This window comes from Rosettibacter sp. KY25 (assembly GCF_057554405.1).
Genome location: NZ_BAAJAO010000025.1, coordinates 1 through 15,948 on the forward strand (window position 1 = coordinate 1; position 15,948 = coordinate 15,948).

Below are 15,948 nucleotides of genomic sequence, written 5' to 3' on the forward strand. Positions count from 1 at the left end.
GAGTTTATTTATCTTGCTCAATTAAATCAGGCATTGGCATTAAAAACATGTTTGCTGCACTGGCGATTTAATCAACCAAGAACTAATGGAAGTATAATATGGCAGATTAATGATACCTGGCCCGTTGTAAGCTGGTCTCTTATAGATAGTGAGTTGAAGCCAAAGTTATCGTATTATTTTGTAAAAAAATCATTTAATGAAATAGCAATAAAAGTTACTTCAGAAAATAATCAAATAAATATTCTTGGAATAAATCAAAGTGAAAAAAATTTCAAAGGAATTTTAAAATTGATTGTGTTTGATTCTTTAAGCGGCAGAATTTTGAGTGAAGAAAAAAAATCAATTATTATTAAAGGGGAATCAATAAATAATTTATGTGTGATTAAAAATTATTTAAATCCTGATTCAGTGCTTATTATAATTCTATATAATGGTGAAGAAAAAGAAGTTTTCAGAGATGTTTATACATTCAATGAATGGAAGCATTTGAGACTGTCTGAGGCTAATATCAAACTGAAGCTGATTAATCAAGGCGAAGAAAATTATCTTGAAGTATCTGCTGATAAACTTTCAATATTTGTTGACTTCATATCTCCCGATATAATTTTTGAAGACAGGGGAATTATTTTACTTCCGAATGAAATCAAATTAATAAGAATTTTTCATGAAGGTAATACAAAGTTAAACGAAAGCAGTATTGAAATATTTTGTCTTAATAAGTTTCTATGTAATAAAAATGATTAAAAAATATTTTACAATTACTTTGATTTTATTTGTAAACATTTATTCTCAGCAAATAAATATTCCAAGAATTGAACAGATGCCCAACATACCTGCACTATATAAAATGAGAGACTGGAAAATGGTTGCGCGTGGTTATGATTCATTAATTTATAATCTGAATGTGACAGGTGAATATTTACCATTAATTTATTTAATTAATAACACTATAAATTATCCTGAGCAAAAAAGTTTTGGCTTGCATACTTATGTTGGAACTAAATACACATCAAATAGTGAAGCAATTAATGTTCTTCCATCAATTGTGAGTGCTTCTCTTGTTGGGATAAATAAAAGAAATCAAAATGGGTATGATTGGGTTAAAATGAGCAGAGAATATTTTAATCGACGCTCTGAAATGAATGTGTATAAAAATTCTCCTCATGATGATACTTATGATGATTGGTGGTATGAAACAATGCCAAATCTGTTTTTCTATCAATTATACTCTTTATATCCTGATGTAGAAGATTATGAAAATCAGTTTAGAACAATTGCAGATAGATTTCTTGAAGTTGTAATGTTAAGTGGTGGTAAAGCAACGCCTTGGCAAATTCCAGATTTTCATTACCGCGGCTGGGATTTCATTAATAAAAAACCTTATAAAATTGGAGTTGAAGAACCAGAAGCAGCTGGTGCTGTAGCTTATATTTTATATAATGCTTATCTGGAAACTGGGGAAAAGAAATATTTAACAGGCGCAGAGTGGTGTTTGGAATTTTTAAATTCATTAACTGTTAATCCTGCTTATGAAATTCAACTCCCCTATGGAGTTTATACTGCAGCAAGAATGAATGCAGAAATTGGAACTGATTATGATATTGAAAAAATGTTTAACTGGTGTTTCAGCTTTACAAATTTGAGAAAGTGGAATGTGCTTTTGGGGAAATGGGGAGAATATGATATAAGCGGTTTAATTGGAGAAGATTTTGACAGACAATATGCATTTTCAATGAATACATTTCAACAAATTGGTGCTCTTGTTCCAATTGCAAGATATGATGAAAGATTTGCTCGTGCAATTGGGAAATGGGTTCTAAATGCTGCTAATGCCTTAAGATTATTCTACAGCAAATATTTAGATGATTTACATCAGGATAGTGAAGATTGGGCACATAGTTATGACCCCAATTCATACATTGCTTATGAAGCTTTATTAAAATCTTCTTCGGGTTTTCCTGAAGCCACAGGAGATGCAATTAAAGGCGGATGGGCAAAAACTAATTTGTCATTGTATAGCTCATCTTCTGTTGGTTATCTTGCTGCTGTGATAGATACAACTAATATCCCATGCATTTTGAAACTCAATTTGAATGCAACAGATTTTTTTCAGAAGAATTCTTATCAATCTTATCTTTTGTTCAATCCTTATGATGAAACAAAAGTTGTGAAAATAAATTTACCCGATGGTATTTATGATATTTACGAAACTATCAGCAATAATTTTATTGAAAAAAATGTTTCAGATTATTTTGAATTATCAATACCTTCAAACTCTGCAGTAGTAATTGTGCTTGTCCCACCTAATGGTAAGATTGAATATAAGTTTAATAAATTATTTATTGATAATAAGGTTGTCGATTATAATCTAAATATGCTAATTGAAAATTACCCGCCGAGAATCAAAAGTCTTGCTGCTGTTTCAAATAAATTATTACAAAATTCATCTACAAAAATTTACTGCACAGCAGTTGATAAAGAAACTGCTCAACTAAAATATTATTGGATAACTAATGAAGGAAAAATTCAAGGAGAAGGTTCTGTTGTTGATTTTATTGCCCCGGACAAATCAATTGTTGCTTTGGTAAAAGTTGTTGTAGTTGATGAGTCTGGAGAAAAAGATTCAGCTCAAATATCAATTAATGTTCTAAATGAAATCAATCAAACACCTAAAATAAATTCAATTAAAGCTGTACCAAGAAAAATTAAACCAAGCGATAGAACTAAATTAATTTGCTACGCAGAAGATGCAGAAAAAGATATTCTTTTTTTCAATTGGTCTTCAGATTATGGTTCTATCAATCAAATGGGAGATACAACTTATTGGACAGCCCCATCATTCGAAGGAGATTTTTATATAAGATGTTTTGTAAGTGATAATAAAGGAGGTTCAGCAATCGACAGCGTAAAAGTTATGGTGAGAAATTATTATTCCACTTCAAATGCAAATTTGATTGTTTATTTACCTTTCAATGGAAATGCAAACGATGAGAGTGGTAAAAACAACAATGGAATTATATATGGTGCATCTTTTGTAACAGACAGATTTGGAATCTCGAATACTGCTTTACAATTTGATGGATTTAATGATTATGTATTAATCAAAAATAATACTTCGTTAAATTTTCAAAATGGAATATCAATAAGTTTCTGGATTAAATTAAATGAACTACCTGAAAAAGAATCCTACATTATTTCACATGGAAGCTGGGATAAACGTTATAAAGTTTCTATTGCAAATAAAAAATTAAGATGGACAATCAAAACTGATAAAACAGGCAGCAATATTTTAGACCTTGATAGCGAAAATCAAATTGAATTAAATAAATTCATCCATTGTGTGGTTAATTATGATGGAAAAGATGCTGAGTTATGGATTAATGGTGAATTAAATTCCTTTGCATCATGGTCTGGCAAATTGCAGCAATCCGATGTTGATTTAACAATTGGACAAATGCTGCCTTCAAATTCTAATTATAATTTCAAAGGTATTATCGACGATGTAAGAATTTACGATTTTGCTCTTATGCTTGGTGATATCATGAAATTATATGATTTGCCTACTTCATTAAAGGAGAAAGAAAATTTTTTGAATGAAACCTCGTTTAGCAATTTCCCCAATCCATTTAATTCAACAACTGAAATAGTTTATAGAATTATGCATACAACAAGAATACAAATTAAAATATATGATATTCTTGGAAGAGAAATAAAAATACTTTCTGATGAAGATAAAGCTCCAGGTTTGTATCATGTGCAATGGGATATTAAAAATAATTTTGGAAATGAAGTGCCATCAGGCATTTATTTTTGTGTCCTTAGAACAAATCAAGAAACGAAAACAATAAAATTAATTTTAATAAAGTAAATAAAAGAGGAACATAATGGCAGAAGTAAAAATGATTAATGTTTCTAAGATTTATGATTCAGGTAACAAAGCAGTAAATAATGTTAGTTTCACTATAAATGATAAAGAATTTGTTGTGCTTGTTGGTCCCACAGGTTGTGGCAAATCAACTATTTTAAGAATGATTGCTGGACTTGAAGACATTACTGAAGGTGAGCTTTATATTGATAATAAATTGATGAACAACGTTTCTCCTGCTGACCGTGATATTGCTATGGTATTTCAAAATTATGCATTGTATCCTCACATGACAGTTTTTGAAAATATGGCGTTTGGATTAAAACTTAGAAAGTATTCGAAAGAAGAAATTCAAGCAAGAGTAATTAATGCAGCAAAGATTTTGAATATTGAAAATTTATTAGATAGAAAACCAAAACAACTCTCAGGCGGTCAAAAGCAAAGAGTTGCAGTAGGAAGGGCAATTGTTCGTAATCCAAAGGTCTTTTTGTTTGATGAACCACTAAGTAATCTTGATGCAAAAATGAGAGTACAAATGAGAGCTGAAATTACAAAGCTTCATAAGCAATTGAATTCAACAATGATATATGTAACACATGACCAGGTTGAAGCAATGACAATGGGAGATAGAATTGTGGTTCTCAAAGATGGCATAATTCAGCAGATTGATACACCGATGAATCTATATAAAAATCCTATTAATAAATTTGTTGCAGGATTTATTGGAAGTCCATCAATGAATTTTGTAGAAGGAATTATTATTCAAGAAGAAGGTTTGAAATTCAAAAGCATAAATAGTTCTTTAATAATAAACTTAACGGATGAACAAAAGTTGAAACTAGGGAAATATTTAAATAAAAAAATTTATTTGGGCATACGACCTGAAGACATAAGTTTGAAAGAGAATGAAAACAAATATGAATATAGTAGTGTTCTTGACTTAATTGAACCAATGGGGAACGAAATATATATCTACTTCAAGGTTGATGATAATCAATTTATTGGGAAAGTATACACAGATGAAATTTTTAAGAAGGGGGAAAAAGTTCATATTTATTTTGACAAGAATAAATTTTATTTCTTTGACTATGAAAGTGAATTAGCGATTAATTGATGGTAAAAGCTCATTGATAAAATCATTCGTGAACAAAAGTTTTAGATGACATTTTTAATGAGTAATTAAAAGAATTTGTATAACATATTCCTTACCTAAAAGCATCATCCCAAGAAATTTTTAAAAAATCATTTCAAGCTTCTTGACAAAGCTAAAAATAAAATTTAACTTTGCTTAAAGGTTTTCGATAAGGTTTTCGGTATGTTTCTTTTATTAATTTTAACCTTGTTCCTATTAATTAATAATTTAATTATTAGCGAGATGAGGTAAATCTTGTCTGAAAAAAATCAATTATGTGTTTGCAGAGAAATCATAAATGAAAATGATTTAGTCGCTGTTTTAGCAGATGAAATTGCTAAATCAATTGAAAATAAGTATAAGAATCTATTCAGCAGAGAATTGCCTAAAATTCCTGTGGGGGTTTCAAATCGACATGTCCATCTAACTGAAAATACTTTCCATAAATTATTTGGGAATGAAATAAAATTTGAATCAATGAGACCATTATATCAACCGGGAGAATTTGCTTCAAAACATACGCTTACAATTGTAGGACCAAAGCTTAGATGCATTGAAAATGTAAGAATACTTGGTCCACTAAGAAAATATGACCAGGTTGAAGTCTCACTTACTGATGCAATTTTTTTAGGAATAAATCCGCCTATTGTTAATTCTGGTTCTCTTGAGAATGCTGCACCATTAACACTTGTAGGACCAAAATCTTCAATTTATCTCGAAAAATGTGCAATTATTGCCAATCGTCATATTCATATGAATAGTCAAGAAGCAAAGATTTTAGGTGTGAAAGATGGTGATATGTGCAAAGTTAGAATACAGAGCATTAAAAGCACAATTTTCGAAAATGTTTTGATTCGAATAAATGATAACTGGCGTTTACAAATTCATCTTGATACCGATGATGCCAATGCAGCTTTTATTCGCGGTGAAATGTTTGCAGAATTTTTAGGTAAAATGTAATTATGAAACTTGGCTTGGTTATAGGAAAATTAGTATCAACAAGAAAAGAAGGAAAACTCGAAGGATTAAAAATTCTTATTGTAAATTATCTTAATGAGAATATGGAAAAAACAAAAGAGACTGCTGCATGTATTGATACTGTTAACGCTGGTGAAGGTGATGTAGTTTTACTTTGTTCGTCATCTTCAGCAAGGTTAACTAGATTAACAAAAGATGTTGCTACAGATAATACAATTGTTGGTATTGTAGATTCTGTAATGAATGGAGGAAATTATATTTACAAAAAAACTAATAGAACAAGTGCAGAACATTAATCTCAAATATTTGGTAGAAACTATAGTTACAGAAGTATTGAAAGAATTAAAGAAGAGAGGAATTGATATTTTACATGAAATTAATATTAATGTTGAAATATCAAACAAAAAATTTTATGAAATAAATATGAGCGAATATAAAACACCTATATTAACAGAAAGAATGTTGATGATGATAGATTCAACAATCTCAGAAATTTTAATTCCAGCAGGAACAGTAATTACACATGGTGCAAGAGAAATTATTAAAAAAAGGAATTTGAAAATTAATTACAAACAATAATAAAAAAGGAGATAAACATGGCTAAAGGTTCAGCATTAGGTTTTGTTGAAACACGAGGTAACACAGGTGCAGTTCAAGCAATTGATGCAATGATAAAGGCAGCAAATGTTGAATTTGTTAAGCGTGTTGAAATCGGTGGTGCTTATGTAACAGCTTTAGTAAGAGGAGAAGTTGGAGCCGTTCGCGCTTCAGTTGAAGCAGGAGCAGAAGCCGCAGCAAGAGTTGGTGAACTTGTCTGCACAAACATAATTCCATCGGCTCACGAAGAAGTTTTTGAATTATTAAATTTAACTAAATAGGGAAATCATATGATTGAAGCATTAGGAATAATTGAAACACTTGGCTTTACTGCTGGAATACAGGCAGCCGATGCCGCTGTTAAATCAGCAAATGTAAAACTTGGCAAATGGATAAAAGTCGGAGGCGGTAGAGTAAGCATCATTATTCGTGGTGATGTCGCAGCTGTAAAGGCTGCAGTTGAAGCTGGCACTCAAGCTGCATCAAGCATTGGAACTGTTTTATCAGAAATTATTATTCCAAGACCCTCAGAAAAGCTGATTAATAAATTTCCAATTGAACCAATTAAAAAAGAAACAAATAAATAATTGGAGATAATTTTGGATAATAAGAATTTACAATTAAAAGAATTGGTGGAAAGAGTTGTCGAGAAAGTTTTGTCTCAAGCCCTCTCCGAAAATCTTTTGAAAGTTGAAGAAGGAGATTGGGGAGTTTTTAATGATATGAACGATGCAATTAATGCCGCATACGAAGCATTTTTACAGTTTAAAGAAAGAAGTATTCAATGCAGAAAAAAATTTATTGATGCAGTGCGTCAGATGGCACTTGACAATAAAGAAGAATTAGCAGAAATGACAGTTAAAGAAACAGGAATGGGCAGAGTAGACCATAAAATTGCAAAATTCATAAATGCTGCAAATTACAGCCCTGGTATTGAATACTTACAGCCTCATGCATGGTCTGGCAAAAATGGCTTAGCAATTGATGAATATGCACCTTTTGGAGTAATTGGAAATATTTCACCAAGCACTCATCCTGGACCCACAATTATTAATAATATTATAATCCAGCTTGCAGGTGGAAATACAATTGTATTTAATCCTCATCCATCTGCAAAAAGAGTGAGTGCAAAAGTAATTCAGCTTGCAAATAAATATATGTATGATGCAGGAGCACCAAAGAATTTGGTCACTTGTGTAGCTGAACCAACATTAGAAACTGCCAAAACACTTTTCGGTCATGATAAAGTTGAACTTTTATCTGTTACGGGTGGTCCTCAAGTAGTTGAATTAGCTTTAAGCTATCCTAAAAAAGTTATTGCAGCAGGTCCAGGAAATCCACCTGTTTTAGTTGATGAAACTGCAGATTTAAATCTTGCAGCCAAAGAAATTACAATGAGTGCAAGTTTTGACAATAATATTTTATGTATTGCAGAAAAAGAAATTTTTGTTGTCAATAGTGTTTTTGAAAATTTTATGAAAGAAATGGAAAAAGCTGGGAATTATCGATTATCAACCGAAGAAATGAATAAACTTGCCGAAAAAGCTTTAGAATTATCAGGAAAGCATTGGATAATCAAAAGAGATTTTGCAGGAAAAAGTGCAAAATATCTTGCTAATGCAATTGGATTAAATATTCCCGAAAATGTTCCTCTGCTTTTTGGAGAAGTAGATAAAAATCATCCATGGGTTGTAGCTGAACAAATGACTTGCTGTATTCCAGTAGTTCGTGTTCATGATTTTGAAGATGGACTGCAGGCAGCTTTGAAAGCTGAACACGGCTTTAAACACACAGCAAGCATCTTTTCAAAAGATATTGATAGAGTTACAAAATTTACCAGAATACTCGATTGCGATGTTCATGTTATAAATGGAGGCACACTCAGAGGAAATGGCGGTGAATTAGGGGAAGGTTATTTTTCGCATACTATTGCTACTCCAACTGGAGAAGGAATTTGTACACCTTTACATTTTGTCAGAAAACGTAGAATCATGACTCATAAAGCATATAGATTTGTTTAATTCGTAAATTATAAATGAGGTACATAAAATGTCAGTAAAAAATGCAATAGGAATTTTAGAAACAAAAGGATTTGCACCTTTAATTTATGGAGCAGATGCTGCTGTAAAAGCAGCTAATGTAGAAGTTGTTGAATGGAGACAAGTAGGTAGTGGTTATGTCTCCTTTGTAATTGAAGGCGATGTGGCTGCTGTTAAAGCTGCTATGGATGCAGCAGTAGATTCCGCTTCACGAGTCGGTGAAGTAATTTCACAACTTGTAATTCCAAGACCAGTTGATGAATTAGAAGCATCATTTAATCGTATTAAATAAAAATGATATTTGCTAAAGTAATTGGAAATATTGTTTCAACTCAAAAAGACCCTAAGCTTCAGGGGAAGAAATTAATGCTTTGTAAGGAAGTAAATCATAAAGGTGAATTTTTAAAATCTTATCATGTTGCTATTGATGCCGTTCAGGCAGGGGAAGGAGATTTTGTACTTTTAACATATGGTTCTTCAGCTCGAATGACTGATGTAACGAAAGATACTCCAGTCGATGCAGTTATTGTAGCAATTATTGATAACATTGAAATTACCCATAATCTGTTTAATACTTTATGAGATTAGGAATTGTTATCGGTAAAACATGGGCAACAAAAAAAGTTAAGGAACTTGAAGGTTGTCAATTGTTTATTTTACAGCCAATAACTTCCAATGGCAATATTGATGGGACACCAATTGTTGCAGCAGATCCGGAGAATATAGCTGCTTCGGGTGATGTTGTAGTTTATGTTACAAGCACAGATGCTTCTCAAGCTTTCAAAAGTGGCTATGCTCCTGTTAATGCAAGTATAGTTCAAAGAGTGGAGATTATTGAATAATGTATCTTGCAAAAGTAATTAAAAGAGTAGTCTCGGTTGTAAAGCACGATGCATACTACGGCAAAAAAGTTTATGTGATTAAACCTGTTTTACCAAATGGAGAAGAAATAAACACAGAGCATGTTGCTGTAGATTATGTTGGTGCAGGCATTGGAGATATTGTTGTTTGTGGAGGAGCTCCAGGTGTGGCACAAACTGTATTTGGTTTAGAACGAGCACCAATTAGAACTCTGATAATTGCAATAGTTGATAAAATTAATTATATAGAAATGTAATCATTTGAATAATCAAGCATATTGAGAAAATAAATTTTTTTCTATTATTAATTTACAATTAATGAAAAATAATAAAGGTAATAATAATGATTAGTGAATGGGAACTTAGAAAACAAATTGTAGAAATTGGCAAAAGAATTTGGTTGAGAGGCTACGTTGCCGCTAATGATGGCAATATTACAGTTTTATTAAATGATGATGAGGTATTGACAACTCCAACTGGAGTTAGTAAAGGTTTTATGACAACCGACATGATTATTAAATGCGATAGGCAAGGCAACGTTATTACAAAGAATTCAAAATATCGACCATCAAGCGAATTGAAGATGCATCTCGAAGTTTATAAAGAAAGACCAGATGTTAAATCAGTTGTTCATGCTCACCCAACTTATGCAACAAGTTTTGCAGTAGCAGGAATTCCCCTTGATAAATGTGTCCTTCCAGAAGCAATAATTGTAATTGGTGCTGTTCCAATTGCACCTTATGGATTACCATCAACTTCAGAAATTCCCGATAGGATTCGACCATATATAAAAAATTCTGATGCAATATTACTTGAAAACCATGGTGCATTAACTCTGGGTAGCGACCTCTTTAATGCTTATTATAAAATGGAAACACTTGAACATACTGCAAGTATTGTCTGGAAAGCAATTCAATTAGGAAATCTTAATGTCCTTCCTCCTGCAGAAAGGGACCGTCTTTTACAATTAAGAGAGAAATTTAATTTGCCAGGGCGCGTTACTGCTTGTAGTACCGAGAATTATAATTTTTCAGAAAATAATATTAAATCAAGTGAAATTGATGAACAATTGGTTCAAAAAATTGCTGAGCAGGTATTAAGTAATCTAAAAAATAAATTAAAATAAAAATGAAAATATTAATCGCTAATCCTGGCAGCACTTCATATAAGTGCAAACTTTATGATGCTGATAACATGGATATTTTATTTCAAGCTGCTGTTGAAAAAATAGGCCACGATGATGGAACTGTTAAATATTTTTTTAGAGATGAAGAAGAAAAAATTAAAAAACTTCCAATCAAAGATTATCATTCTGCTGTTAATCTTACCTTAGAAATATTAAAAGAAAAAAATCTTTTGAAAGATATTTCTGCTGTGGGTTTCAAAACTGTTCACGCAAAAGGAGTAACAGGTTGCGTCGAATTAAATGATTCTGTGATTGAATCAATGAAAGAGTATCGTCTGCTGGCTCCAGTTCATACAGATGTTTATTTAACTGCTATTTCTATTTTCAAAGAGTTACTTAGCTCAGTTCCTTTGATAGGATTATTCGAAACACATTTTCACGTTAATATTCCTCCAGAAGCTTACATTTATGGAATCCCTTATGAATATTATGAAAAACATGGCATAAGAAAATATGGATTTCATGGTGCATCTCATCGATATATTTCAATTCGTGCAAAAGAATTATTTAATGCAAATAAAATTATTTCATGTCATCTTGGAGGAAGCTCTTCTGTTTGTGCGATTAAAGATGGAATTTCTGTTGATACTTCAATGGGTATGAGTCCTCAAAGTGGTTTATTAAATGCAAAACGTGTAGGTGACTTTGACGCTTATGCACTTTTATATCTTATGCATAAAGAAAATCTTTCAATTAATGATGCAGTTGAAATTTTGATGTCGAAAGGAGGACTTTATGGAATCTCTGGAATTAATACCGGCGACTTAAGAGATATTGAAGCTGAAATGGAAAAAGGAAATTATCGCGCTAAACTTGCTTTCGATTCTTTTGTTTATGGTGTTAAAAGATATATCGGAGAATATCTTGCAATTCTAAATGGAGCAGACTGCATTGTATTTACAGGCGGTGCGGGACAAAATAGCATATCATTGAGAAGAAAAATAACAGAGAATATGGAAAACCTTGGAATTATAGTTGATGAAGAAAAAAATCGTTCTAATCTAAAAGAAGGATTGATTTCAAGTGATAATTCTAAGATAAAAGTTGCTGTTATTCCAACAAATGAAGAATTTATTGTTGCTTCTGAAGTAAAAAATTATCTCTTAAAAAAATCAAGTTAATAAAGAATAGTCAGTCTATTGATGTGAATTCAATAAACGATTTATTAGAATAAAATGAATGAAATATTAAAGCAGGCATTACTGGAAAAGTTTGTAACAAGAGCACAAAATGTGTGGGCTAAAATTCAAGTAGTGCATAAAGATTCAGATTCTCTGAATTTATTATTAGAAAATCTTACTGCTGATGAAAATCAAATTCTTTTTATCCCACCTCGGAATTTTGAATCCAATTTGTTTGAAAAATTTTTATCTAATGAAAAAGTAATTGTTAATCCAAATAAAGAACAATTGAAAAATATTAGAACAGGCATTACTGCTGCCTCTTATGGAATTGCATCAACTGGTTCTGTAGTAATTTCAATAACAAATGATTTAATAGTTTATTTAAGCATGCTTGTGAAAAAACATATTGTTATACTCGATAGCAAAAACATTTTATATAAACCACGCGATTTATTTAACAAAAATTTGGATCTTAGTAGAAGTTTCACAATAATAACAGGACCAAGTGCTACTGCGGATATGGGACCTTTGGTTAGAGGCGTTCATGGACCTGGTGAATTGTTTATTATTGTCCTTGGAGATTAAAATGAGCAAAGATATAATACATCCAAAAGAATTTGCTAATAAATCATCAAAGAAAAATTTGTTTAAGGCTATTGATTATGCATTGAAGTATGAAAGTAAATCAATTAGATTAAATACAAGAACATTTAATGAGGGTCGTTACAAAGCAATCAAACAAATTGAAGATTATGAAACTTTAAAAACTAAAGCGAGAGAAATAAAAGAAAAATCTATAAATGATTTACCAGAGTTAATTAAGAGATTAACACATACTATCGAATCAAGAGGAGGTCATGTATTTTATGCTAAGGATAAAAATGATGCTGTAAATTTTATTAGAAAAATTTGTAAACAGAATGAAGCTAAGCTGATAGTAAAATCAAAATCAATTACATCCGAAGAAATTAATTTGAATCATGCACTCGAAAAAGATAATATTGAAGTTGTAGAAACAGATTTAGCAGAATTTATTCTTCAATTATCTAAAGAACAGCCTTCTCATATAGTTGCACCTGCAATTCATAGAAGCAGGGAAAGCATATCAAAATTATTCAAAGAAAATTTTATAACTTCTAATCCACTTGAAACCGGAGAACAGCTTACTGAATTTGCAAGCGCTACACTTAGACAAAAATTTCTTGGTGCAGATATCGGGATTACCGGTGCAAATCTTATATCAGCAGAAGAAGGAGCAATTTTATTAGTTGAAAGTGAAGGTAATATTAGACTAACCACTCATCTTCCTGCAATTCATATTGCCATAGTAGGAATAGAAAAAATTATTCCATCAAAAAAAGATTTTGGAATTTTTATTGAACTTCTTGCAGCAAGTGCTACAGGACAACCACTTACATCATACACAAATATTTTAGAACCTCCCTTAGATTTACCAGTATTAAATTTTAATAACAGAACAGATAAGGAAAGAAAATTCTATCTCGTTTTACTGGATAATGGACGCATGAAAATGAGAGATGATTTTGAATTAAAAGAAGCTCTCTATTGCATTCGTTGCAGTGCGTGTATGAATGTTTGTGCTAATTTTCAAACTGTAGGTGGACATGCATTTGGAGGTGAATGTTATACTGGGGGCATTGGTGCAAGCTGGACTGTAGGTACTACAGGCAAACTCGAAAATGGAAAATTTGCTGAACTTTGTACAGGTTGTTCTAGATGCGTTCCAAATTGTCCCGTTAAAATTGACATACCCAAATTAAATACTATAATAAAGGACAGACTTAACAAAAAAAATTTTCCTTCACTTCAAAAATATTTCTTTGCTTATTTTGATTTGTTTGCAAGAATTGCTTCATTCATCACTTCTGCTGTTAATTCATTCATGAAATTTTATCCTTCAAAAATATTAATGGAAAAATTATTTAGCATTGAGAAAGAAAGAAAGATACCAGAGTTTACAAAGAAAACATTTACACAATTATATAAACAAAGAAAAGTATCAGCTTCTTTTATTGATAATCCGAAATTAAATTCAATAAAACTTATAATCTTTTCTGATATTTATACGAACTATAATAATTCTCATATTGGAATCAATGCAGTTGAACTGTTGGAAAAATTAGGTTTCAAAATAAATATAAGTAAAGTATTTGATGATGGAAGAGCTTCACTTTCTCAGGGAATAATTAAAAGTTCTGCAAAAAAAGCAAAATCAACATCTCAATATCTAAAACAATTAATTGACGAAGGATATGATATTCTATTTTTAGAACCAAGTGTGTTGGCAATGATACGCTATGATTATCAAAAACTAATTGATGGTAATTTGTTTAGTTATATAAAAGAAAAATGTTATGATATATTTGAATACTTATTGATGATGATGGATAACGGAAATATAGAATTAGAAGAAATTAAAAAGAGAATGATATTCGAGAATAAAAAAATATTTTATCATGCACATTGTCAATTAAAATCAATCGGATTAGGTGATGTTGTTCCAGAATTTTTCAGTCGTTTGGGTTTGCAGGTAGTTACCTCATCGCAAGAATGTTGTGGTATGGCGGGAAGTTTTGGTTATAAAAAACATTTTTATGAAATCAGCAAGAGCATAGGAGAACAGTTAATAGAAGAAATTAAATTATTTGATAAAGGGGAAGATAAATTAGTAATATTAGCAAGTGGGACATCATGTCGAGAGCAGATAAATGGATTTATTAAAATACCTGTGACTGCCTATCATCCTGTTGAATATTTAAATCGATTAATAAAATAGCAGTAAAGAGAAATTACTTTACGAAAAAAATATTCTGGTTAAAAAAATTAACTTGACTAAAATTATTTTTATTTTTATGTTGAAAACGATTTCGAAAAGCATTAAGAATGAATAATAGAGCAACTTTTAAAGCTCTATTTTTGATGCAAAATAACTTAAAGGTTTTCGATAACCTTTTCTGATTTAGGGTGATTTATGGTTGCGATTCTGGTGAAAAAATTGAAAATGTGACTGACGTGGCGGAGCTGTATCTAAACTTAATAATTTTTATTTTTGTATTAAAAATTATAATTAAATTCATTCAACAACAAAATCATAAAGAAAATTGTGGATAGAAAACATAGAAGAAATAAAGTTACATTAAAAGATATTGCACGTGAATTATCTCTTACACCTGCAACAGTTTCTAAAGCTCTTCGTGATTCAACAGACATTTCAGAAAAGACCAAACAACTTGTAAAAGAAAAATGTAAAGAAATGAAATATAGACCCAATATTCTTGCAAGGTCTCTAATTACAAACAGAAGCAAAATATTGGGAGTATTAATTCCTGATTTACGTATTTCTTTTTTCTCTGAAGCTGTAAGAGGAATGTACGAAGAAGCAAGTAATAAGGGTTATGAATGCATTTTAATGGTTCACGATGAAGATATTCATAAGGAGAGAAAGAAGATTGAATTCTTATCAGATATCGGCGTTGATGGCATTTTACTAAATGCTGCAGGTGGAAATGAAAATTTATCTTTATATAAAAGTCTTGATGACGAAGGAATAAAAATTGTCTGCTGGGATAGAAAACTAAATAAATTACCTTTCACAACGGTTAAAATTGATGACGTAGATGCCTCTTTTGCACTAACATCAAAAATGATTAAAGAAGGAAGAAGAAATATTTTGTTCTTAGGACCCAATACATTAATTCCAGTTTGTAAAGATAGATTCCAGGGATATAAAAAAGCATTAAAAAAATTTGGAATTAAATTCAATCCTAAACTGGTATTGGAAACCTTTAGAAGCGTTGAAGACAGCTATAATAAAATGTCGGCCTTGCTTGATTCAAAGATAAAAATTGATGCTGTAATCAGTATTGGTGGTTTGATTACTTATGGTGCAGGTAAAGCAATCCTTGATAAAAAACTTTCTATACCTGATAATATATTATTAGGTGAATTTGGTGATAATACAATTGTGGCTCGTCTTGGTGTTCCTTATTATACTGTTGACCAGAATCCATACATAATTGGTAAAACAGCTACAGATATATTGATTGATATGCTTGATAATAAAAAAGATTACAAAGATTTTGATGATGTTACAATTCAGTACAAAATTGTTGAAAGATAAAGTCAATCATTTATTAATCCCTCCTC

The 15,948-nt window shown here is 30.9% G+C and carries 18 protein-coding genes; all 18 read left to right on the forward strand.

The features are described 5' to 3' along the window. Window positions 1-744, forward strand: a 744-nt coding sequence (locus AC27L2_RS12190; RefSeq protein WP_487212035.1) for a hypothetical protein, incomplete at its 5' end; no start/stop codon positions are given. Next, the gene (locus tag AC27L2_RS12195) at window positions 737-3,868 is read left to right on the forward strand and encodes a LamG-like jellyroll fold domain-containing protein (protein WP_487212036.1); all 3,132 of its coding nucleotides are present in this window, start codon (window positions 737-739) and stop codon (window positions 3,866-3,868) included. The genes AC27L2_RS12190 and AC27L2_RS12195, both read left to right, overlap by 8 nt. A 16-nt stretch (window positions 3,869-3,884) precedes the next feature. After that, the gene (locus AC27L2_RS12200) at window positions 3,885-4,979 is read left to right on the forward strand and encodes an ABC transporter ATP-binding protein (protein ID WP_487212037.1); all 1,095 of its coding nucleotides are present in this window, start codon (window positions 3,885-3,887) and stop codon (window positions 4,977-4,979) included. A gap of 273 nt (window positions 4,980-5,252) precedes the next feature. Next, window positions 5,253-5,957, forward strand: coding sequence for a PduL/EutD family phosphate acyltransferase (locus AC27L2_RS12205; protein WP_487212038.1), 705 nt, complete (start codon window positions 5,253-5,255; stop codon window positions 5,955-5,957). A gap of 2 nt (window positions 5,958-5,959) precedes the next feature. Next, complete coding sequence (locus AC27L2_RS12210) at window positions 5,960-6,271, forward strand: EutN/CcmL family microcompartment protein (protein WP_487212039.1); 312 nt, start codon at window positions 5,960-5,962, stop codon at window positions 6,269-6,271. After that, window positions 6,258-6,554, forward strand: coding sequence for a hypothetical protein (locus AC27L2_RS12215; RefSeq protein WP_487212040.1), 297 nt, complete (start codon window positions 6,258-6,260; stop codon window positions 6,552-6,554). The genes AC27L2_RS12210 and AC27L2_RS12215 overlap by 14 nt, the downstream gene beginning before the upstream one ends. 17 nt (window positions 6,555-6,571) lie before the next feature. Next, complete coding sequence (locus AC27L2_RS12220) at window positions 6,572-6,853, forward strand: BMC domain-containing protein (RefSeq protein WP_487212041.1); 282 nt, start codon at window positions 6,572-6,574, stop codon at window positions 6,851-6,853. 9 nt (window positions 6,854-6,862) lie between these two features. Next, window positions 6,863-7,159 (forward strand): BMC domain-containing protein, encoded by a 297-nt coding sequence (locus tag AC27L2_RS12225; RefSeq protein ID WP_487212042.1) that lies wholly within the window; start codon window positions 6,863-6,865, stop codon window positions 7,157-7,159. Between the two features lie 12 nt (window positions 7,160-7,171). After that, the gene (locus AC27L2_RS12230) at window positions 7,172-8,593 is read left to right on the forward strand and encodes an aldehyde dehydrogenase family protein (RefSeq protein WP_487212043.1); all 1,422 of its coding nucleotides are present in this window, start codon (window positions 7,172-7,174) and stop codon (window positions 8,591-8,593) included. Between the two features lie 28 nt (window positions 8,594-8,621). After that, window positions 8,622-8,903, forward strand: coding sequence for a BMC domain-containing protein (locus AC27L2_RS12235; RefSeq protein WP_487212044.1), 282 nt, complete (start codon window positions 8,622-8,624; stop codon window positions 8,901-8,903). A 2-nt stretch (window positions 8,904-8,905) separates the two neighbouring features. Next, entirely contained in the window at window positions 8,906-9,193 is a 288-nt protein-coding gene (locus AC27L2_RS12240; RefSeq protein WP_487212045.1) for a EutN/CcmL family microcompartment protein, read from the forward strand. Beyond that, window positions 9,190-9,453, forward strand: a complete 264-nt coding sequence (locus AC27L2_RS12245; RefSeq protein ID WP_487212046.1) for a EutN/CcmL family microcompartment protein — start codon at window positions 9,190-9,192, stop codon at window positions 9,451-9,453. The genes AC27L2_RS12240 and AC27L2_RS12245 overlap by 4 nt, the downstream gene beginning before the upstream one ends. Then, on the forward strand, window positions 9,453-9,728 hold the full coding sequence (locus AC27L2_RS12250; protein WP_487212047.1) for a EutN/CcmL family microcompartment protein: 276 nt from the start codon (window positions 9,453-9,455) through the stop codon (window positions 9,726-9,728). The genes AC27L2_RS12245 and AC27L2_RS12250 overlap by 1 nt, the downstream gene beginning before the upstream one ends. A gap of 86 nt (window positions 9,729-9,814) precedes the next feature. Beyond that, the gene (locus AC27L2_RS12255) at window positions 9,815-10,597 is read left to right on the forward strand and encodes a class II aldolase/adducin family protein (protein ID WP_487212048.1); all 783 of its coding nucleotides are present in this window, start codon (window positions 9,815-9,817) and stop codon (window positions 10,595-10,597) included. Window positions 10,598-10,599: 2 nt separating this feature from the next. Continuing rightward, the gene (locus AC27L2_RS12260; protein WP_487212049.1) at window positions 10,600-11,778 is read left to right on the forward strand and encodes an acetate/propionate family kinase; all 1,179 of its coding nucleotides are present in this window, start codon (window positions 10,600-10,602) and stop codon (window positions 11,776-11,778) included. A 54-nt stretch (window positions 11,779-11,832) separates the two neighbouring features. Further along, window positions 11,833-12,366, forward strand: a complete 534-nt coding sequence (locus AC27L2_RS12265; protein ID WP_487212050.1) for an LUD domain-containing protein — start codon at window positions 11,833-11,835, stop codon at window positions 12,364-12,366. A 1-nt stretch (window position 12,367) separates the two neighbouring features. Continuing rightward, complete coding sequence (locus tag AC27L2_RS12270) at window positions 12,368-14,578, forward strand: LUD domain-containing protein (RefSeq protein ID WP_487212051.1); 2,211 nt, start codon at window positions 12,368-12,370, stop codon at window positions 14,576-14,578. Between the two features lie 327 nt (window positions 14,579-14,905). Further along, window positions 14,906-15,922: a LacI family DNA-binding transcriptional regulator gene (locus tag AC27L2_RS12275; protein ID WP_487212052.1), complete on the forward strand. Its 1,017-nt coding sequence runs from the start codon at window positions 14,906-14,908 to the stop codon at window positions 15,920-15,922. Window positions 15,923-15,948 lie beyond the last annotated feature (26 nt).